The 20,667-nt window shown below is 30.4% G+C and carries 22 protein-coding genes; 7 read left to right on the top strand and 15 right to left on the bottom strand.

The features are described from left to right. The first annotated feature begins 12 nt into the window (after positions 1-12). Positions 13-1,062, top strand: coding sequence for a bifunctional diaminohydroxyphosphoribosylaminopyrimidine deaminase/5-amino-6-(5-phosphoribosylamino)uracil reductase RibD (ribD, locus tag ACFQ5N_RS11625; RefSeq protein WP_386809687.1), 1,050 nt, complete (start codon positions 13-15; stop codon positions 1,060-1,062). On the opposite strand, the gene ACFQ5N_RS11620 is transcribed toward ribD, so the two are convergent. Further along, positions 1,063-2,115 (bottom strand): isoaspartyl peptidase/L-asparaginase family protein, encoded by a 1,053-nt coding sequence (locus ACFQ5N_RS11620; RefSeq protein ID WP_386809685.1) that lies wholly within the window; start codon positions 2,113-2,115, stop codon positions 1,063-1,065. It lies immediately after the preceding gene. An 82-nt stretch (positions 2,116-2,197) separates the two neighbouring features. Between ACFQ5N_RS11620 and ACFQ5N_RS11615 the strand changes: the two genes are divergently transcribed. Then, positions 2,198-2,818: an IMPACT family protein gene (locus ACFQ5N_RS11615; protein ID WP_386809683.1), complete on the top strand. Its 621-nt coding sequence runs from the start codon at positions 2,198-2,200 to the stop codon at positions 2,816-2,818. Here the strand turns inward: ACFQ5N_RS11615 and ACFQ5N_RS11610 are convergent. Further along, the gene (locus tag ACFQ5N_RS11610) at positions 2,808-3,212 is read right to left on the bottom strand and encodes an acyl-CoA thioesterase (RefSeq protein WP_386809682.1); all 405 of its coding nucleotides are present in this window, start codon (positions 3,210-3,212) and stop codon (positions 2,808-2,810) included. The genes ACFQ5N_RS11615 and ACFQ5N_RS11610 overlap by 11 nt on opposite strands. Before the next feature lie 168 nt (positions 3,213-3,380). On the opposite strand from ACFQ5N_RS11610, the gene dnaA reads away from it, so the two are divergent. From dnaA to ACFQ5N_RS11595, 3 genes are read left to right on the top strand one after another with little or no spacing between them, the layout of a single operon-like run. Next, the gene (gene dnaA / locus ACFQ5N_RS11605) at positions 3,381-4,811 is read left to right on the top strand and encodes a chromosomal replication initiator protein DnaA (RefSeq protein ID WP_386809680.1); all 1,431 of its coding nucleotides are present in this window, start codon (positions 3,381-3,383) and stop codon (positions 4,809-4,811) included. Between the two features lie 5 nt (positions 4,812-4,816). After that, positions 4,817-5,278: a low molecular weight protein-tyrosine-phosphatase gene (locus ACFQ5N_RS11600; RefSeq protein WP_386809678.1), complete on the top strand. Its 462-nt coding sequence runs from the start codon at positions 4,817-4,819 to the stop codon at positions 5,276-5,278. After that, positions 5,271-5,987 (top strand): SAM-dependent methyltransferase, encoded by a 717-nt coding sequence (locus ACFQ5N_RS11595; protein ID WP_386809676.1) that lies wholly within the window; start codon positions 5,271-5,273, stop codon positions 5,985-5,987. The genes ACFQ5N_RS11600 and ACFQ5N_RS11595 overlap by 8 nt, the downstream gene beginning before the upstream one ends. A 53-nt stretch (positions 5,988-6,040) precedes the next feature. On the opposite strand, the gene ACFQ5N_RS11590 is transcribed toward ACFQ5N_RS11595, so the two are convergent. The 4 genes from ACFQ5N_RS11590 to dapF all read right to left on the bottom strand — a co-directional run bounded on the left by ACFQ5N_RS11590 (position 6,041) and on the right by dapF (position 9,203). After that, a complete protein-coding gene (locus tag ACFQ5N_RS11590; protein ID WP_386809675.1) occupies positions 6,041-6,658 on the bottom strand; it encodes a peptidoglycan-binding protein LysM in 618 nt (205 codons plus the stop codon). A gap of 207 nt (positions 6,659-6,865) precedes the next feature. Next, the gene (gene mltG, locus ACFQ5N_RS11585; RefSeq protein WP_386809674.1) at positions 6,866-7,900 is read right to left on the bottom strand and encodes an endolytic transglycosylase MltG; all 1,035 of its coding nucleotides are present in this window, start codon (positions 7,898-7,900) and stop codon (positions 6,866-6,868) included. A gap of 2 nt (positions 7,901-7,902) precedes the next feature. Beyond that, entirely contained in the window at positions 7,903-8,424 is a 522-nt protein-coding gene (locus ACFQ5N_RS11580) for a GNAT family N-acetyltransferase (RefSeq protein WP_386809673.1), read from the bottom strand. Continuing rightward, complete coding sequence (dapF, locus tag ACFQ5N_RS11575; protein WP_386809672.1) at positions 8,424-9,203, bottom strand: diaminopimelate epimerase; 780 nt, start codon at positions 9,201-9,203, stop codon at positions 8,424-8,426. The genes ACFQ5N_RS11580 and dapF overlap by 1 nt, the downstream gene beginning before the upstream one ends. 164 nt (positions 9,204-9,367) lie before the next feature. Here dapF and ACFQ5N_RS11570 point away from each other — a divergent pair, with 164 nt between their 5' ends. Together ACFQ5N_RS11570 and ligA are read left to right on the top strand one after the other, a co-directional pair. Then, positions 9,368-10,774: a Do family serine endopeptidase gene (locus tag ACFQ5N_RS11570; RefSeq protein ID WP_386809671.1), complete on the top strand. Its 1,407-nt coding sequence runs from the start codon at positions 9,368-9,370 to the stop codon at positions 10,772-10,774. A gap of 136 nt (positions 10,775-10,910) precedes the next feature. Beyond that, entirely contained in the window at positions 10,911-12,914 is a 2,004-nt protein-coding gene (gene ligA / locus ACFQ5N_RS11565; RefSeq protein WP_386809669.1) for an NAD-dependent DNA ligase LigA, read from the top strand. A 103-nt stretch (positions 12,915-13,017) separates the two neighbouring features. Here ligA and ACFQ5N_RS11560 read toward each other — a convergent pair whose 3' ends face one another. The 9 genes from ACFQ5N_RS11560 to nrfD all read right to left on the bottom strand — a co-directional run bounded on the left by ACFQ5N_RS11560 (position 13,018) and on the right by nrfD (position 20,667). Further along, positions 13,018-13,677: a Crp/Fnr family transcriptional regulator gene (locus ACFQ5N_RS11560; protein WP_386809668.1), complete on the bottom strand. Its 660-nt coding sequence runs from the start codon at positions 13,675-13,677 to the stop codon at positions 13,018-13,020. A gap of 100 nt (positions 13,678-13,777) precedes the next feature. Further along, entirely contained in the window at positions 13,778-14,824 is a 1,047-nt protein-coding gene (locus ACFQ5N_RS11555; RefSeq protein WP_386809666.1) for a porin, read from the bottom strand. Positions 14,825-14,916: 92 nt separating this feature from the next. Further along, positions 14,917-15,915: a rhodanese-like domain-containing protein gene (locus ACFQ5N_RS11550; protein WP_386809665.1), complete on the bottom strand. Its 999-nt coding sequence runs from the start codon at positions 15,913-15,915 to the stop codon at positions 14,917-14,919. A gap of 38 nt (positions 15,916-15,953) precedes the next feature. Continuing rightward, entirely contained in the window at positions 15,954-16,940 is a 987-nt protein-coding gene (locus tag ACFQ5N_RS11545) for a rhodanese-like domain-containing protein (RefSeq protein WP_386809664.1), read from the bottom strand. Positions 16,941-17,264: 324 nt separating this feature from the next. Then, complete coding sequence (locus ACFQ5N_RS11540; RefSeq protein WP_386809663.1) at positions 17,265-17,882, bottom strand: rhodanese-like domain-containing protein; 618 nt, start codon at positions 17,880-17,882, stop codon at positions 17,265-17,267. 25 nt (positions 17,883-17,907) lie between these two features. Further along, complete coding sequence (locus tag ACFQ5N_RS11535; protein ID WP_386809662.1) at positions 17,908-18,561, bottom strand: rhodanese-like domain-containing protein; 654 nt, start codon at positions 18,559-18,561, stop codon at positions 17,908-17,910. A 16-nt stretch (positions 18,562-18,577) separates the two neighbouring features. Beyond that, positions 18,578-19,168 (bottom strand): DUF6691 family protein, encoded by a 591-nt coding sequence (locus ACFQ5N_RS11530; RefSeq protein WP_386809661.1) that lies wholly within the window; start codon positions 19,166-19,168, stop codon positions 18,578-18,580. A 19-nt stretch (positions 19,169-19,187) separates the two neighbouring features. Then, positions 19,188-19,715: a YeeE/YedE thiosulfate transporter family protein gene (locus tag ACFQ5N_RS11525; RefSeq protein ID WP_386809659.1), complete on the bottom strand. Its 528-nt coding sequence runs from the start codon at positions 19,713-19,715 to the stop codon at positions 19,188-19,190. A 10-nt stretch (positions 19,716-19,725) separates the two neighbouring features. Continuing rightward, entirely contained in the window at positions 19,726-20,667 is a 942-nt protein-coding gene (nrfD, locus tag ACFQ5N_RS11520) for an NrfD/PsrC family molybdoenzyme membrane anchor subunit (protein WP_386809658.1), read from the bottom strand.

Below are 20,667 nucleotides of genomic sequence, written 5' to 3'. Positions count from 1 at the left end.
TATTTTTGCGGTGTGAATTTACATGAAAAATATATAAAACGCTGTATTGAGTTGGCAAAAAATGGATTGGGAACTACGTATCCTAATCCTATGGTTGGAAGTGTAATAGTGTTGAATGATACTATAATTGGTGAAGGTTGGCACAAAAAAGCTGGTGAACCACACGCTGAAGTGCATGCAATTAACGCTGTAAAAGATAAAAGCTTATTAAAAAACGCTACTATTTATGTGAGTTTAGAGCCTTGTTCTCATTTTGGAAAAACGCCACCATGTTCTAATTTAATTGTTGAAGTAGGAATTAAGAATGTTGTAATTGGCGTTGTTGATTCTAATAGTAAAGTTAGTGGAAAAGGTGTAAAATATTTGGAAGATAATGGTTGTAACGTAACTGTTGGTGTTTTAGAAAATGAGTGTTTTCAATTAAATAAGCGGTTTTTTACGTTTCACAATGAAAAGCGACCATTTATTATTTTAAAATGGGCTGAAACTAAAGATGGTTTTATAGATAAATTAAGAGGCGAAAACGATGAAATATCACCCAATTGGATTTCTAATCAATGTTCTCAACAATTTGTACATAAAATGCGTGCTGAAGAACATGCAATTTTGGTTGGAACAACTACCGCTTTAAATGACAATCCTAGTTTAACCGTTAGAAGTTGGAGTGGTTCAAATCCTATTCGAGTTGTAATTGATAGGTTAGCTAAAATTCCTTCGCATTACAATTTGCTAAATGGAAATACTAAAACAATTGTTTTTTCAGAAGTAAAGCAACACGTTAACTCTTTTGAAAATGTAATTTTTGAACAAGTGAATTTTAAAGAAGATATACTTCAACAAATTTGTGAAGTATTGTATAAATATGAAATTCAATCTGTAATTATTGAAGGAGGGAAGCAAACAATACAAAGTTTTATAAACGCCAATTTGTGGGATGAAGCTTTTGTGTTTGTTGGAGCTATTGCATTTAAAGAAGGTTTGGAAGCTCCAAAATTAAAAAAAGTACCAAGTGAAACCATTAAGATTTCAAATGATACTTTGTATATGTATAAAAATGTGTAGTTATTTTGTTTTTTCAAACATTTCAACTTTAGTTTCTCCATTTGATTTTTTATAACCTCTAAACATACCTGTTGAGTTAAAATCCCAATACACATCTCCATTTTTGTCTATTAAAATCATTCCGCCTTCACCACCTAAAGGTCCAATTTGATTGAATAAAACTTCGTTTAAAGCTTCTTTAGGTGAAAATCCCTTGTATTGAATTAAACTAGAAACCTCGTGAGAAGCTACTGTTCTAATGAAATATTCTCCGGTTCCAGTAGCTGAAATTCCGCAGGTTAAATTATTGGCATATGTTCCGGCTCCAATAAGTGGAACATCTCCAATTCTTCCATATTTTTTATTGGTCATTCCTCCGGTTGATGTTCCGGCTGCAATATTTCCACTTTTGTCCATTGCCACAGCACCAACAGTTCCAAATTTATGATCATCAATTAATTCATTTTTTATTAAAAATGCTGTATGATCTAATTGTGTTTTTTCTTTTCCTTGTAGTTTTCTTAACTGATTCATTCTTTTCTCAGTAAAAAAGTAGGTACTATCAACCATTTCAATTCCGTATTTGGCAGCCATTATTTCGGCACCTTTTCCTGAAAGTAATACGTGTTTAGAACTATCCATTACAATTCTAGCAGCTAAAATTGGGTTTTTTATATGGTTAACACCGGCAATAGCACCAGAATTTAAAGTTTTACCATCCATAATAGCAGCATCCATTTCTTGATTTCCATCACTATTGTATACAGCACCTTTTCCGGCATTAAATAAAGGAGAATTTTCCATTACGTTTATTGCTGCTTGTACGGCATCTAATGAAATTCCGCCTTTTTCTAAAACGGCATAACCAGCATTTAAAGCTTCTTCAAGTTTTTTTGAATAAGCTTCTTCTTGTTCTTTAGTGAAATATTCGCGTTTAATGCCTCCAGCGCCACCGTGGATTACAATTGAAAAGGAGTTGGCTTCTTTAGTAGCACTGTCATTTTGTTGGGAGTTAGTTTCTTTACATGAATATGTAAATAATAGTATGAAACAAATAAGTAAGAGTTTTTTCATGTGTTTTAAATTTTAAATTCAAATATATTCATTTTAAAAGTAAAAATTAGAAATTGTGTTTTGATATATTTGCGTATTATTTATGATTACTTCAGAAAAAGACACATATAAAACTATTGATGTTGCTAAAGGAGATGCTCTTTTTAAAGATAAAGGGAGTAAGTTTATTGGGTATGCATTTCCTGTAACTTCAGAAGAAGAGGTAAAAGAATGTATTGATGGCTTAAAGAAAAAACACCATGCTGCTAGACATTGGTGTTATGCTTGGCAGTTAGGGATTGAAGAAGTGAGGTATAGAGCTAATGATGATGGAGAGCCTAACAACTCTGCCGGAAATCCTATTTACGGACAAATTTTATCAAAAGATTTAACCAATGTTTTGGTTGTTGTGGTACGTTATTTTGGAGGTGTTAAATTAGGTGTTGGAGGTTTAATTAATGCCTACAAAACTTCCGCTAAATTAATTTTAGAGGAAGTTGTAATTGTTGAAAAAACAATTGATGTTTTTTTTAAAGTTGATTTTGAATACCAACACATGAATAAGGTTATGAGAATTGTTAAAGAACAAAACCTTCAAATAGTTGATCAAAAAATGGAATTGGCTTGTGAATTTTTAATTTCTACTAGAAAAAAGAACGCATCAAAAGTATATCAACTATTTTTAGATTTGCGTTGCCTCACAATAAAAGAGATTACTCCTTAAAATTTATTTTTTCTAATAAGTATTCAGGAATACGTGTTGGTCTATTTGTTTTCATATTTACAAACACTAAAGTTGCAGAAGCAGTTGTTAACAATTCGTTATTTTGGTTGTGAATTTCAAACTCAAATTCTATTCTTGCTGTAGGTTTTTTAGCTAAAGACGTTTTTAATGTCAATACGTCATCATATTTAGCGGGTTTTAAGTAATTTGTATTTAGATTAATTACAGGTAACATAATACCATTTTCTTCCATGTTTTTATATGAAACCCCTAGTTTCCTTAGCCATTCTGTTCTACCCATTTCAAAATAGGCTGCATAATTTCCGTGGTATGCATAGCTCATTTGGTCAGTTTCACCATACCTTACTCTAAATTGTATTTTATCAGATATCATTTTGTATATTTATAAAGTGTTATTTACGTAAAAAAAAGTTAATAATCAATAGATATTTTATTTTTTTATGATGAAAAATATTCACATTTTTGTACGTGTAAACAAAGGCAATTGTTTTACAAATTGTAATCAACTAATTTTTAACTTTTTAATACTTTTTTAGTACTAATGACGAAAACTGCATCATCAGTTTGGAACGAGTGTTTATCTTTTATTGAAGATAATATCAAGCAACAAGCATACAAAACATGGTTTGAGCCTATAAAGCCCATAAAATTATCTGGTGAAGCGTTAACTATTCAAGTTCCTAGTAAGTTTTTTTATGAATGGCTTGAAGAGCATTATATAAAATTGTTAAGAGTTGCTTTGGTGAAGCAATTAGGTGAAGATGCTAAATTGATTTATGATGTAAGAATGGAGAATAATTACAGTAGTAGCAACCAGCATACTGTAAAAATACCAAGTTCAAATAGAAACCCAATCCATTCAAGTCAAGGTGTAAATGCACCTTTAAATTTAAATAAAAGAGAGCTTAAAAATCCGTTTATAATTCCTGGAATTCAAAAAGTTAAAGTTGAATCTCAATTAAATCCAAATTATAATTTTGAAAGTTTTGTTGAAGGTGACTCTAATAGATTAGGTCGTTCAGCTGGTTTGGCTGTAGCAAATAAACCAGGAGGAACTTCGTTCAATCCATTATTAATTTATGGTGGAGTTGGGTTAGGTAAAACGCATATTGCACACGCAATTGGTGTTGAAATAAAAGAAAAATACCCAGATAAAACGGTTTTATATATTTCTTCTGAAAAATTTACACAACAATACATTGATTCTGTTAAAGGAAATACAAGAAATGATTTTATTCATTTTTACCAAATGATTGATGTGTTGATTATTGATGATGTTCAATTTTTATCAGGTAAAACAGGAACGCAAGATGTGTTTTTCCATATTTTTAATCACTTGCATCAAAATGGAAAACAAGTTATTTTAACTTCAGATAAAGCTCCTGTTGATATGCAAGATATTGAGCAGCGCTTATTATCTAGATTTAAGTGGGGATTATCTGCAGAGTTGCAAGCTCCTGATTATGAAACACGTGTTTCTATTTTGCAAAATAAATTGTATAGAGATGGTGTTGAAATGCCAGATGAAATAGTAGAGTATATTGCAAAACATATTAAATCTAATGTTCGTGAATTAGAAGGAGTTTTAATCTCTATGATTGCACAAGCATCTTTTAATAGAAAAGAATTTACATTGTCTTTAACAAGACAAATTGTAGATAAATTTGTAAAAAACACCAAGAGAGAAGTATCTATAGATTATATTCAAAAAATTGTATCTAATTATTTTGAATTAGATGTTGCAACATTACAATCTAAAACACGTAAACGCCATATTGTTCAAGCGCGTCAATTAGCTATGTATTTTGCAAAAAGAATGACAAAAGCTTCGTTAGCAAGTATTGGTTCTCAAATTGGTAAAAGAGACCATGCAACCGTATTGCACGCTTGTAAAACAGTTGATAATTTAACTGAAACAGATAAGCAGTTTAGAAAATACGTTGACGATATTACTAAAAAACTTACTTTTTAAAAAAAATGACTAAAGTATTGATGGTTTGTTTAGGCAATATTTGCCGATCACCATTAGCTGAAGGGATTTTAAAATCAAAAGTTTACTCACATAAAACTTTTATTGATTCAGCTGGAACAGGTGCATATCATGTTGGAAATAAGCCGGATAAAAGGTCTATTTCTGTTGCTGCAATGAACGGAATTGACATTAACAATCAAAAAGCACGTAAATTTGAAGTAAAGGATTTTGATGCGTTTGATTTGATTTATGTTATGGATCAATCAAATTATAGAAATGTTACTAGTTTGGCACGAAATGAACAAGATGTTTCAAAAGTTAAATTAATTTTGAACGAAGTTTTCCCTGGTGAAGATTTAGATGTTCCCGATCCATATTACGGAGGTGATTTTGGATTTAAAAATGTATTTAATATGTTGAATGAAGCTTGCGATGTAATTTCAAAAAAACTAAATACAAATGAATAATCAAAAAGGTAAATTATATTTAATTCCTACAACGTTAGGAGATAATGAACCTTTAGAGGTGCTTCCTTATTCAGTAAAAAAAATTATTGAAGAGTTAGATCACTTTGTTGTTGAGAATGAAAAAACAGCACGAAGGTTTATAAAAAAAATTACCCCTAAAAAATCACAGCCATCTTTAATTTTATATAAATTAGATAAGTATGCTGAAGAAATTGAGGTGAGTAGATATTTAGATGTGTGCGAGCAGGGAATTTCTGTTGGTTTACTTTCTGAAGCTGGTGTGCCTGCAATTGCTGATCCTGGCGCTGAAGTTGTAAAATTAGCGCATGAAAAAGGAGTTAGGGTTGTTCCTATGGTTGGTCCTTCATCAATTGTTTTAGCAATGATGGCTTCAGGGTTTAATGGTCAAAATTTTGCTTTTAATGGTTATTTGCCAATTGATGCTTCAGAGCGTAAAAAAGCAATAAAAGACTTAGAACGGTTATCTAAAGAAAAGAAACAATCTCAAATATTTATTGAAACTCCGTATCGCAATGAAAAGATGTTTACAGATTTAAAAAGTGCTTTAGCGCCATCTACTAAACTTTGTATAGCTTGTGATATTACATTACAAAATGAATATATTAAGACCTTAGAAATAAAGGATTGGAAAAAAGAACGTCCAGATTTACATAAAAGACCAACTATTTTTGTAATACATAAAGAATAAAAAAAACTCAAACTGAAAAGTTTGAGTTTTTTTTAACCGAAATATGTTAAATATTATATTGTAGCTTTTTGATTTGCTTCAATAAATGAAGTGTCGTAACCAGAAAATTTCTTGATGTAATGTTGAATAGAACTTCCGTAAGCATCTTTAAATTTTGTGCTTCCATTAGAACGTAAATATTTTTTTACATTACCTGCGCCAGATAAATGTGCTGCAGCTAAAATACCAGACTCAGTAATTTCAATTCCGTTAATTGTTTTACCAACGCTTCTTTTAATGTCTTTTCTTAAAATCCATTTGTTTACAGAACAAAGTGCAACAAAGGCATCTTCTTGTAATTCAGGTGTTTCTAAAAATTCTTGTGTATCGTAAATTTTGAATCGCTCTAAAGTAGATTTTCCAAATTGATATTTCCCTAAATATCCAAAAGAATTTGTTACGTGGTATTTTCCTTGTGACTCTTTAAAAGCAATTGCTTCTCTAAAGCCATTAAATGAATTACCAACAAATGGAGCTTGGAAATTGTATGCGATACTTTCCTTTTCAGTAGGAACGTAGCTTATGCTAGCTGTAAAGTTTGTTATATTGTTGCTTATATGTTTGTCTTCTGAAAATCCAGAAAAAAAAGCTACTAAAATAAATAAACTTATAAATATGCTTGTTTTTTTCATAATTTAAAGGTTTTTAATGACCTCGTAAATTTCGGAGTGCAAAAGTATAGCTTATTTTTAAATACGCAACTATTTATTGTTCAAATATTTAAATTTAACAAATTGTTGTGAAACGTTAATTTCTACTAAAGATAATTAATTTTTTTAGTTGTTGAAGTAAGAAGAGTTTAATGAAAGTGAACAAAACCTTGTGAGAATGGATGTTTATTACCTATTTACACCTTGTTTACTTAGCCATTTTTGATATTTGGCGGCATTTCTATTGTGTTGTGATAGCGTTTTTGCAAATTCATGCTGTCCAATTGAAGTAATACTAGCACACATATAATAATATTCATGCTTTGCCGGATTTAAAACAGCATCTATTGAAGATATGTCTGGCATAGCAATTGGTCCTGGTGGTAAGCCAATATTTTTATAAGTATTGTAAGGCGAGTCTATAGATAAATCTTTTGTTAAAACACGCTTAATTACAAGATCATCACCTGCTTGCTGTTTTAAAGCAAAAATAATGGTAGGGTCAGCTTGTAAAGGCCATTTGTTTTTAAATCTATTTAAATATAATCCTGCAACAATTGATCTTTCTTTAACCAATGCGGTTTCTTTTTGAACAATGGAAGCTAAAGTTATAACTTGGTTTTTAGAAAGATTTAATTTTTTTGCTTTTTTAATTCTGTTCTCATTCCAAAATCGGTTGTATTCCTTAAGCATTTTTTCTTGAAATTTCTTAGCAGAAGTATTCCAATAAAACTGATAGGTGTTTGGAATGTACATACCAATACTTGTTTTTGAATTGAAACCTGCTTTTGAAATAAATTCAGTGTCTGTAAAAGCTTTTAATAGTGAAATTGAATCTGCTTCAATCTGTTCTGAAATTCTTCCGGCTAATTTTTGAAAACTATCTTGGTTATTGAATGATAGTTTTATAGGTGTTTGTTTTCCACTTCGTAATAAATTAACCAATTCATTATTATTCATGCCTTCAGAAATAAAATATTTCCCTGGCTTTATAGTGTTTGGGTAATTTTTTTGTACGGCCACCCAAACAAATGATTTTACCTTTTTTAAAAATGGTTGAATTAAAATTTCAACTTCTTTAATAGTGCTACTTGTTGGAATGTATAAGTAACCTTCTTGTTTGGTATTGGGTTTGTAAATTTTATTGTAAAAATTAAAAGCAAAAATACCTGCTATTATAATTAGTATACCACCAATTAATAAAATAAGTTTTTTAAAATTCATTGTTAGCTATTTATTAACTGATATAAAATTTCATTTTTATAACCAAGCTCAGTAAAAATCCAATCTTTTTTAATTCCAGAGAATTTGAAATTGAATTTTTCAAATAAAGCAATACTTTTATAGTTGTCTGCAGCAATATTTGCAAATAGTTGGTGCGCATTTAAATGTTTAAAGGTATAATCAATTACCAAACCTAAAGCTTCAGAAGCAAATCCATTACCTTGAAATTTAGGCAATATTAATAATCCTACACCAACACGGTTATGTTGTGGTTCAAATTCAAATAAATCAATCATTCCAACGGGCGAATTTTTGATATTGCAAATTACAAATCGATATTGTTTTGCTTCATAAATATCTTGATGCGCGTTTTCAATATAGTTTTTAAGAATGTGTTTTGAATATGGTATTTGAGTGCTACTTACTTTCCAAAAAGATTCATTATTTTCAGTAGTAAACAGAAAATCTAAATCTTCAGGCTCTAACGCTCTTAAGCTTATATGTTTTCCTACCAACGTTGCCATTAGATTAAAACAGTACCTTCAAATACAAATTCGGCGGGTCCTTTTAAAAATACATTGGTGTAATTATTTTCATTTTTATCAAATGAAACTTCTAAATTTCCACCTAAAACTTCAAGTTGAATGGTGTTTTTTGTTGTTTTTCCAGCGTTGTTGGCTGCAATTGCAACTGCAGTAACACCGGTTCCACAAGCCAAAGTTTCATCTTCAACACCACGTTCATAAGTGCGTACTTTAAAACTATTTTCAGAAACTTGCTCTGCAAAATTTACATTGGTTCCTGCTTCAAAATAAGGAGCTCCATATCTAATTTTGGCTCCTGTTTCTTTTACAGGAATTGCTTTAACACTTTCACAAAACTGAATATGATGTGGAGATCCAGTATTTAAAAATAAATCTGAATCATTTGTTGAAATTTCATGAACATCAATCATTTTTAAACTTACTATTCCATTGTTTATAGTGGCATAATGCAAACCATCAACCGCATCAAAAGTAGTTTCATTTTGAATTACATTTAGTTGTTTTGCAAAAGCAACCAAGCATCTACCGCCATTTCCACACATGCTTCCTTCATTTCCATCAGCGTTAAAATATACCATGGTAAAGTCTTCTTTTTCAGAAGGTTCAAGTAGAATTAACCCGTCTGCACCAATTCCAAAACGTCTGTCACAAAGCTTATTAATTAGCTGTACATCATCTTTTGGAAAAAACAAGGTTCTATTATCAATCATAATAAAATCATTCCCTGTTCCTTGATATTTATAAAATTGTAGTTTCATGTGTGCAAATGTACTAAATTCAGCTAAGTTTTTTAGCTAAAAATACTGTCTGAAAGTTAAAATGTTAAAATCAGTTAAATGAGCGTTAACATACAGTTAAAGCAATTTTTTGAATATATTAAAAGTATAATTTTGTGTTATTAATTTTAAATATATATATGAAAATGAAAAAATATTTCAGCATAATGTTGTTCTCTGCAATTGGAGGCGCGTTAACTTTAGGATCGTATAAATTATTTATTGAAGAATCTCCAATGGTTGTTGAACAGCAAGTTATAGAACAACCACAGGCTGTTCAGGCGAATTATTTAAATACGGTGAATTCAATTGAAAATACTGATTTTACGGTAACTGCTGAAAAAACTTTGAATACAGTAGTGCACGTTAAAAATACATCTTACAAAACAACAAGAGATCCTTATAGAGAATTTTTCTATGGACAAGGAAGTGGCACTAAACAGTATTCTCAAGTTGGAACAGGAAGTGGAGTTATTATTTCTTCTGACGGATACATTGTAACCAATAATCATGTGGTTAAAGGTGCTTCAGAAATTGAAGTAACACTTAATAATAAAAAAGTTTTAAAAGCAGAATTAGTTGGAGCTGATGCTACAAACGATATTGCTTTGTTAAAAGTGAAGACAGATGAGTTGCCTTATATTAGTTTTGGAAATTCAGATGCTGTAAAAGTTGGTGAATGGGTTTTAGCAGTTGGAAATCCTTATAATTTAACTTCAACAGTTACCGCAGGAATTATTAGTGCAAAAGGACGTGATTTACACGGGAATGGAAATGTAACAGATTCATTTATTCAAACTGATGCAGCTGTAAACCCAGGAAATAGTGGAGGCGCTTTGGTAAATACACGAGGAGAATTAATTGGTATTAATACGGCAATTACATCTCAAACAGGTTCATTTGTTGGGTATTCATTTGCGGTGCCTTCAAACATAGCAAAAAAAGTTATTGAAGATTTAATGGAGTTTGGAAATGTGCAAAAAGCAATTTTAGGTGTTAGAGGTGGAGAATTGAATAGTAAAGTTGCTGAAAATTTAGAAATTGAAAATACAGAAGGATTTTATATTTCTGAAGTTACAGAAGGTTCTGGAGCAGAAAAAGCAGGCTTAAATAGTAATGATATTATTATTAAAATGGATGGTGTTGAAATTTCTACATATGCAGATTTAACTGGGTTTATTAGAACAAAACGCCCAGGAGATGTTGTAAATGTAACTTATTTAAGAAGCGGTGAAAGATTCACAACAAATGTGACTTTAAGTAAAAATGAAATGAGTAAAGTATCATCTTTAGGTTTAGAATTAAAAAACTTAAATAGCAACGAGTTGAAAAAACTGAAAATTGAAAATGGAGTTCAAGTTACAGATTTAACTAACCAAGAGTTGTTATATTACGGAGTAAAAAAAGGTTTTGTAATTACGGCCATTAACAATAAAAAAGTTAATACAGTAGATGATGTTGTTGATATGATTTCAAACAAATCTAAAAATGATGTGTTGCGAATTGAAATGTTAAACTTAGATGGAGAAATAGAACGTTATATTTTTAGATAAAGAATTATTTAAACTTATAAAAAGCCGAAACATATGTTTCGGCTTTTTTAGTTTCTACAAAATTGGTTTGCTTTATTTTTTAGCATAGAGTTTTAAAAAAAATATGAGTACTTTTAGCCAAGAATTATTTTAAATTATGAGTATTAATATAGAACAAAAAATCACAGAATTAAGAGAAGAGCTAAGAGCACATAATTACAACTATTATGTGTTAGATGCAGCTACTATTTCTGATTATGATTTTGATTTAAAGTTAAAAGAGTTAGAAAAATTAGAGCAGGAGAATCCTCAATTTTTTGATGCTAATTCGCCTACTCAAAGAGTAGGAGGTGAAATTACAAAGAACTTTAATACGGTTACTCATAAAAACCGAATGTATTCTTTAGATAATTCGTATTCAAAGGATGATTTGTTAGATTGGCAAAAGCGAATTCAAAAAATGATTGGAGATGAGCCAATTAGTTATACTTGTGAATTAAAATACGATGGAGCTTCCATAAACTTATCTTACGAAAATGGAATTTTAATAAGTGCTGTAACTAGAGGTGACGGATTTCAAGGTGATGAAGTAACTGCAAATATTAAAACTATAAAATCAATTCCGTTGGTTTTAAAAGAAGCATTTGTACCAAATTTTGAAATACGAGGAGAAATTATTTTGCCGTTAGATGGGTTTAATAAAATGAATGAAGAGCGTGTTGAAGCTGGTGAAGATCCGTATAGAAACCCTAGAAACACAGCAAGTGGAAGTTTAAAATTACAAGATAGTGCTGAGGTTTCAAAAAGACCTTTAGATTGTTTGTTGTATCACGTGGTTGCTAATAACAACCCAAATACTTCGCATTTTGAAACCTTAGAGAATGCCCGAAAATTAGGATTTAAAGTTCCAAAGGCAATTGAGGTTTGTGATAGCATTGATGCTGTATTTCAATTTATTGAAAAGTGGGATTTAAAAAGACACGATTTGCCTTATGAGACAGATGGAATTGTAGTAAAAGTAAACTCATTACAGCAACAAGAAGAGTTGGGTTTTACAGCAAAAGCACCAAGATGGGCAATTGCTTATAAATTTAAAGCTGAACAAGAAAGTACAATTTTAAAAGAAATAACATACCAAGTAGGAAGAACAGGCGCAATTACGCCTGTGGCAAATCTTGATCCAGTTCAGTTGGCCGGAACTACAGTAAAAAGAGCATCGTTACATAATGCTGATCAAATTGAAAAATTAGACATTAGAGTAGGAGATACTGTTTTTGTTGAAAAAGGAGGTGAAATTATACCAAAGGTTGTGGGCGTTGATTTTGAAAATAGACCACAAGATTCTGTTTCTACCGTTTACGCTACTAATTGCCCTGATTGTAATACGGCATTGGTTAGAAAAGAAGGTGACGCAAAACATTATTGTCCAAATGAATATGGTTGTCCAACTCAAATAACTGCTAGAATTCAACACTTTATAAGTAGAAAAGCAATGAATATTGATGGCTTAGGGACCGAAACTATTGAACTTCTTTTTGAAAATGGTTTAATCCATAATTATGCGGATTTGTATGAGTTGAAATTTGAACAGATTATTCCTTTAGATAGAATGGCAGAAAAATCTGCAGAAAATATGATTGCAGGAATTCTAAAGTCTAAAGAAATTCCGTTTGAAAAAGTCTTATTTGCATTAGGTATTCGTTATGTAGGGGAAACGGTTGCTAAAAAACTTGCCAAACATTTTAAATCTATAGACAATTTAATGAATGCAACTTTTGAACAATTAATAGCTGTTGATGAAATTGGAGATAGAATTGCTGAAAGTGTAATTGATTTTGCTTCTAACTTAATAAATATTCAATTAGTTGATAGGTTGAAATCTTACGGAGTTCAATTAGAAGTTTCAGAAGAATCATTAGAAGGTAAAACTGAAATTCTTGCAGGGAAAATATTTGTTGTTTCGGGAGTATTTACTGTGTTTAATAGAAATGACCTTAAAAAATCTATAGAAGATAATGGTGGAAAAGTTGGAAGTTCTATTTCTAAAAAAACTACTTATGTAATTGCCGGTGATAATATGGGACCAAGTAAATTAGCTAAAGCTGAAAGTTTAGGAATTCCTATTATTTCAGAATTAGATTATAAGGAAATGATTGCTTAGCTTTTTTGAAGCTAATTAATTCTAATTTAGAACCAAGTAAACATAAAAAAACTCAGAATTGTAACTTACAATTCTGAGTTTTTTTATGAGCTAGTTATTCTTATTAGTTAAAATTATCTTCTAAAATAATTCTATTTCTTCTAATTTTTAATTTACCATCATTTTCTAACACCTTTAATAAACGAGACACTACAACTCTTGATGTATGTATATCATCAGCAATTTCTTGATGTGTAATTATTAAAATATTTGTATTTAAAACTTTTACTTTATCAATTAAATATTTGTGAAGTCTATCATCTAATTTCATAAAAGCTAAACTATCAATAGATTCAACCATTTCCATTAAGCGTAAATGGTAAGTGTCTATTACAAATTCTCTCCAACTTTTATATTTAGCAAGCCAAGTGTCAATTATATCAACAGGAATAAAAATACCATCTGTTTCTTTTTCTGTAATTCCTCTAAACATGCTTTCAGTTCTATGAATACAGTTTACAAATGAAATGGCACAAGTATCACCTTTTTCAATATAGTATAATGCTATTTCTTCGCCTTGGTTATCTTCTCTAATTATTTTAACAGCTCCATTTAAAATTAATGGAACGTGTGTCATTTTATCACCAATATCTAATAATATTTCATGACTAGGGATGGTTCTAAAAATACCAATATTTACAATTTCATCAATTAATTCTTTTTCAAAAATAGAAGCATAATAGTCCTCTAATTTTTCACGTAAAACCTCTTTATCTGTAGTCATATTTTTTTTGCTAAGTGCGGTGTATAAGCAAAGTTACAAATATTCATAAAAAAACTCCTAACAAATGTTAGAAGTTTTTTGTAATAAATAGTACTTTCATTTAGAACTTTACTTGCATTTGAAATAGTAATGCATCGTTTTTTACAGAAGGTGTTTCGCTTACATTTTGATAATTTACTTGTAAACGAGTTTTATCATTAAAGAAATAATTAACACCTAAGGTTAACATTTCTTGATACCCTAAATATTTAATATCTGTATCCGCGTCAAAATATTCCCATTTTACAACTGGTTGTAATTTTAGTTTAGACATATATGAAAGCATTAGGTAGGCTCCTTGGCGATTTTCACCTAATTCTAATGGTGTTGAACCACAACCACCACCTGCAGCTCTGTTGTAATCTCCATTGTCATGAATAAATTCACCTTGTAAAGCAAAACCTTCATAATCTGCTAAAAATTCAAATCCATATGTAGATCTTTCTTGAGTATTATTGTTTGGATAACCGTATCTAAAACTAGCTCCAACTTTTAAAAAATCTAAAGGCTTATAAACTAAATTTCCAATAAAATCTTTTTTAGTGTTATTATCAATAACGCCTAGTCCTCTACCATTCATTAAAGCAACTCTATATTGAAGTTTTGTTGTTTTATCTCCACCTAAAAGCATTAAACCATAATCTCTTTGAGGAGCAACTATTTGATTTACAACAATAGATCTATCAATGGTCATTAAACCATAACACGCTGTAATGTTTTCTAAACTAAAAGGTTGTTTAAATGAACCTATAGAAGCTTTAACCCATTTGTGTTTATCATACGTTACAAATGCATCTAATAAATATACATTTCCGTCTGCAGAAATAAAGTCACTAGATTCAATTGAAAAATAGTAAGAGAAACTTCGACTTGCTCTACCTCTTACACCAAATCTTGCTCTTTTGAAATTAAAAGTGTTTGATGAAGGTTCAGTAAAATGCGCTACAAATTGTGGTTGGATATATCCAAAAAACATTAAACTACTTGTTTTTGGTGCACCTCCATTTGTTGAAGTTGGAGGTAAATCATCTTCACATCCTTGAGAAAATACAGAGGTACTACTAAGGATAAATACTATGGCAAATAGGTATATTATTTTTGTTTTCATGTGAGATTTTTTTTAAGCCTTAATTTTCCTTTAAAAAATGAATTTAAAATATTTTTAAGGCTGATTTTTAAATTTGTTTGGATATAGAGAAGTTAGTTTACAAGTGTTAATTCTTTTGGAACACTAGATCCAACTCCCCATTGGTTTGAAGTCCATGCACTGTTTGAGTGGTATAAACCATTCATACCAAAAGTTAAACTATAGGCATCATATCCTAAAACTCTTAAACAAGCAGTTACTACTGCTGAAGTTTGACCGGTGTAACAATAAGTAACAACCTTTGCTCCAGGTGTTGGATCTAACCCTTTGTATGAATTATCAGCTAATGTTAATGGTAAAATTCTGTAAGCATCAGTTAAATGTCCAAATCCAATATAGTCAGTTCCACTAAAATAATTGTTGATAAAATATCCACTAGGATTGGCAACCACATCAGCATTTGTAACTGTTTTAAATCCTTCTTGTACGGCTAACTCAACTCTACTTTTTAAAATTGCTTCACCGCTTTGTGATAAACTTGAAATTGTAGGGTCACTTAAAACAAGTGGTGTAATTTCTTTTTCATAACTCCAGCTAGGAGTATCCTTTGCAACATCATTCACATTCTTATTCCAAGAACCAGCAGTTGCTGAATTCCAACCAGACATTCCCCATTTTAAAGCTCTTGTATGAGAGAAACCATATAAACGCATTAGCGCAGTTCCATAACAAGCAGTTTGTCCAGTATAACAAACTATTAAAACGGGTTTTGAACCAGCATTGGTACCTTCATTTAAAATAGTACTAAAGGCTACATTTTTAGCACCTTCAATATGGCTAGTTGCAAAATCAGTTGCACTTCTAATGTCAATTATATAAAATTTATCTAAAAATGCTGCTAAATCTGCTTCAGCTGGAGCAGCTACCACAAACTTTTCTCCATCAGCATTGGTAATAATTTTATCAATATCTAAATTGTTGTTGATCATATGATCTTTTAGTAATGTGAATGCAGGTGTTAAAACTTCAGGTTCATCACCTTGGTCACAGGAGGTCAAGAAAAACGTTGGGACAAATAAAAGCCCGATTACTATTAAATGTAATTTTCTCATGATTTGGTTGTTTAAGTTTGTAATTATTTGGGTTTTAATTATTCTACAACAGGAAAGTTTTTAATTTCATTTGTAGTCCAGCCATTAGTCCCTTTTTCAACTAATGCGGAGTTCATATAGCTATTAGATCCATATGCTAAATTGTAAACATCATAACCTAAAACATGTAAATAGGCAACAGCATAAGCAGCGGATAAACCAGTATTACAATTCACTAATATTTTTTTATCTGACGGAAGCTTGTAAAGACTTGTTGAAGATGCTAAACATTGTTTAGGTTGAAATTGAACAGCGCCTTTTAAATGACCAGTATTATAACTGTCTTCGGAAGTATAATTCACAATAAAATAAGCAGATGGATCTTCAAAAGCAACAGGAGATTTTACAATAAACTCTTTATAAGGTTTCGCAAAAGCTTCTTTAATTCGTTCTTGTAAAATTTCTTTGGCATCTGTTTTTCCTGTACTTAATGTTGGAGTAGTGCCTTTTTCTAATTTTGGGTTTGCGGTATGCTCAATTTGATCTGTAAATTCATCTTTTGAATTTTTTATCCAAATATTTGTTGCAAATTCTTCAGCCCAAGAGCTCATTCCCCATTTTAAACTGTATACATTATTATAACCATATAAGCGTAATAAACTTGTGTAATATGCAGCTGATTGACCAGAGTAACAAATAATGGTTATTTTATCATACGCAGAGGCATCAATTTTGTTTTCAAAATAATCAAGCAATTCAGGCCCTTTTACATTTTTTGATTTTTTAACATGACCGTATTCAAACCAATCAGCGCTTCTTATATCTAAAACTAAATATTTGTCGTTTCTTAAATTTTCTTTTACTTCATCAGCAGTAATAATTGCTGGTGCAATTGTATTTATAAAATCGCCGTTAGACTCTAAATATTGTACAAGCAATTCAAATTCAGAAGGCGGATTCTCCATTGGATTTTCGGAACTTTTAAAACTACTTAATAACGTTGTAATTCCTAAAAATAATACGAAGTATAGTGTTGCTTTTTTCATATATAGTTTGTTTTTAAGGTTTAGTATTCTTTATATGTAAATTTAGTCACGAAAACGATTTCGCAATATGACATAAATCATACAATAAGTAGTATGTAATTATTCTTATTAGTTACTTTTGTTACATATGTAAATAACTGAATAACTATTTGTTGTGTATGATTTTTATATTTTGATGTGTAGAGTAGTGGAGAGCAAGAAGGAGCTTTTTTCTATTGAAAATACAACTTGTTTTTAGTGAATAAAGAATAAGTATTTATTTGAAAGGTAAAGTAATTGTACAAAAAAAGGCTGTTTTTTAAAACAGCCTTTTTAAGTTTTATTTTAGCAACCACCTTCGGTTGGCATTTTCTTTTTCTTTTTTTTCGGAATCACCTTTTTTGGTGTTTTTTTAATAACTGGTTTGGGCTTAGAAACTACATTTGATTTTTTTATAGACTCAGCTATAAAAGCTTTAATGTCTACATTTGATTTTTCTAACTCAATACTTGTAGTTATTAATTTATTTTGATTGTAACTATTTTCAATAGTTAGTATTTTTAAATTATTATATCCTAATTGGTATAAAACCATATAAGGAGCCAAAGCTTCATCAGGGTTTGTTCCATAAAGTACTACCGTGGTATTTTTACCTTTTAAATTATAAAAATATGTGATGTTATCATCATTTAATACTTCTGAAGCCGGTATGTTTTTGGCATTTTCAAGGTGTCCTTTTTGAAATTCAAACGGACTTCTAATATCAACAATAGCAATATTATCACTAGTAAGTTCATCTAATGAAATTAAAAAGTTGTTAGCAACAATGTTTTCGGTAGCAACTTGTGGTGTAATGCTATAAACGTGTTTAGGTCTTTTATAAGTTACAAGACCAATAAGGATTACAAGTATAAATAGTACTGAAGCTATTGATATTCTTTTGGTTTTTTCTAATTCTTTCATAAAAAATGTTTTAACTAATTAAAAACTAACATCCACCTTCAGCAGGCATTTTCTTTTTCTTCTTTACCGGTACTACCGTTTTTTTAGGCGTAACTTTTACAGGAGCAGCTTGTTTTTTGGCTTGTTCTGGATAGGCAACTCCAAAATACATACTAGCAGCTTTTCTTGTTGAATACAGTTCAAAATTTATAGCGGCCATATTTTCGGTTGGTTTTGTTGGATTTATAATAGTATTGAACCAACGATTAATTCCACCTTTTAAAACGCGTAAATTTTGATAATCTAATCTGTTGCAAATAATCCAAGCTTCGTCTGCATAAAAATTATCATTTGAAAATAAAATTACATCATATTCATCTTGATTTAAATAGCCTTCATAATCTTCTTTCAAAATATCTTTTAAAGGAATATTTACAGCATTTGGAATGGTGTTTTTTAAATATGAAATGGAATCTCTTACATCAATCAATAAAATTGAAGGATCTTGATTGATAATTCTATCAGCTAATTCATCGGTTGAAATATATCTTTCAGGACTTATTGCATTAGACAATAATAACTCTGGTTTTATACCTTCATGTTTTTGGTATTTAGGTAATAAAACTAAACCTCCGGCTAATATAATAAGAAGCGTGGCAAGAAATAAGTACCTTTTTGACACTGCGCTTTTTGTTGTCATAATTTATTTAGTTTTATTAATAAAATACTTTTTTAACTCTCCTTTGGACCACATCTGATAATGCAAATGCTATAATTGCACCAATAGTAAGTGCAAAAATAAACCAATACGGATTTACACCAAGACTGTCTACTAACGTTATATTTCCTAGGAAAGATCCTTCGTATAAAGGTTGAAATATGGTATACAATTCTGCAAAAATAAATACTCCAATCATAATTCCAACAACATACACCATTGCATCTATTTTTCCAATAGCAACAGATGTAAGTGCTGTTCCTGGGCAAAACCCTGCCGCAACAAAGCCAACTCCCATAATGGCTCCTCCAATAATTGCTCCCCAAATATAAGTAGGTTGCACATAAAGTGAACTTACGCTAATATAACCAAGAAAATCTAAGTAATATAAACCTATTGCTGCAACAACTGCTGCAGTAAAAAATACTTTTAAAACGGCAAAATCATAACCGTAAAATACACCTGCAAGTTTTCTTGAAGATGAAAATCCTGAAGATTCTAAAACAAATCCGAATGCAAGACCTATTAGTATTGCAAATATGTTATTCCATTCATAAGGAATTAAGCCGTTAGGAATTAATGGTCCCATAATATTTTTTTTAATTTAGTTAAATCCAATTTTTTCTAAAGAAGTACGCAACAAGAAAACCAGTACCAAAAATGGCCATTGTAATTATAAATCCTCCAGTTGATAGTACAGACATACCGCTTAATGCAGCTCCACTTGTACAACCTCTACCTATTTGAGCGCCAATTCCAAATAATATTCCTCCACCTAAAGCAAAGTAAAGTCTTCTTCGTTTTGTAATTTTTGGTGAATGTTGTACTCTTAAACCAATTCTTCCAGATAAACCTCCAGAAATCATTCCTCCAATTAGCATACCTATTACTTCAAACACTAACCAAGTATTTAAAGGCGATTTATCTTCACTTATAAATTTGCTGTAATAGGCGTTGTTTTCGGCATGTGTTGGTGCAACTTGCTCTACAACCGCTACAACACTACTTTTCATTGCTCCACTGGCTCCTAATCCTCTTCCTGTAATGTAAAAAGTAAAAATTACAATTAGTCCTAAGAGAAAACCTCCAAAATAAGGGTTCCAATAGATGTGTTTGTTTTGTTCTAAATTATTCATAGTATTCTAATTAATAAAGATAACGTGTTATTTGACCAGCTTCAACCATTACAAATCGAAGAATTAAACCTCCTAATAAAACTAATAGTGCAGGTACTGCTACAGGTATTTTAAACCCTTGAAGTTCTAATATTTCCATAATTGCAGGAACAATAAGTCCTAATAGAATTACAAACCCAAAGAACATCATTGTAAATTCTCCACCAATTAACAATTGCATAGCTTCTAGTTGAACTTCAGAACCGGCGTACATTCCCATAAGCATATGTACAATTAAGCCTAGCTCAATAATTACCAATCCTAAATCTATTTTACTAAATAAATGGCGTTCTTTTGCCGTTTTTGCTAGAAGTATAATTGTGGCAGCGCCAGTTGAAAGCCCTGATGTTAAAAATAAAGGGCCTAATATGGCGTTGTTCCAAAGTGGTCTTGCGTTAAATGCCGATAATAATATTCCTGTATAAATACCTAAAACTATAGATAAAGGAATTAAGGCAATTGCTATATTTTTTCTGTTCTTTTTCAGGAAGTTTTCAAGATCAACTAATAATTTAATGTCAAGTTTCCATTTTGGAAATAATTCTGAATAGTAACTAATTACCCATAAAAATGATAAAGGTGTAATTATTAATAATACCCAAGCTCCCCAACTCATTGGCGATTCAATTCTAATTGTTGTATACAGTCTCCAGAAATACAATTTATGTGTTAAATCATAAAATAACGCTAATAACCCTAAAGTTAATGCAATTGGAGAAATAATTGATGCATACTTAACACTAGTTGGATACTCTTTATCTTTACCTAAAACCGTAATTAAAGCCGCAAAAAATAATAACCCTGCAGCTAAACCTCCTAAAAACAAGTATACTGAAATTGGCCAATGCCATATTTCTAATGAAGGATCTATATTCGGAATATTTCTTCCGCTAGTAAATAATTCTTCTTGCAT

The organism is Lutibacter holmesii, from assembly GCF_042679665.1.
GTDB lineage: Bacteria > Bacteroidota > Bacteroidia > Flavobacteriales > Flavobacteriaceae > Lutibacter > Lutibacter holmesii.
Note: the sequence above shows the minus strand (reverse complement) of the source record. Positions and strands in the feature narration are given on the sequence as shown.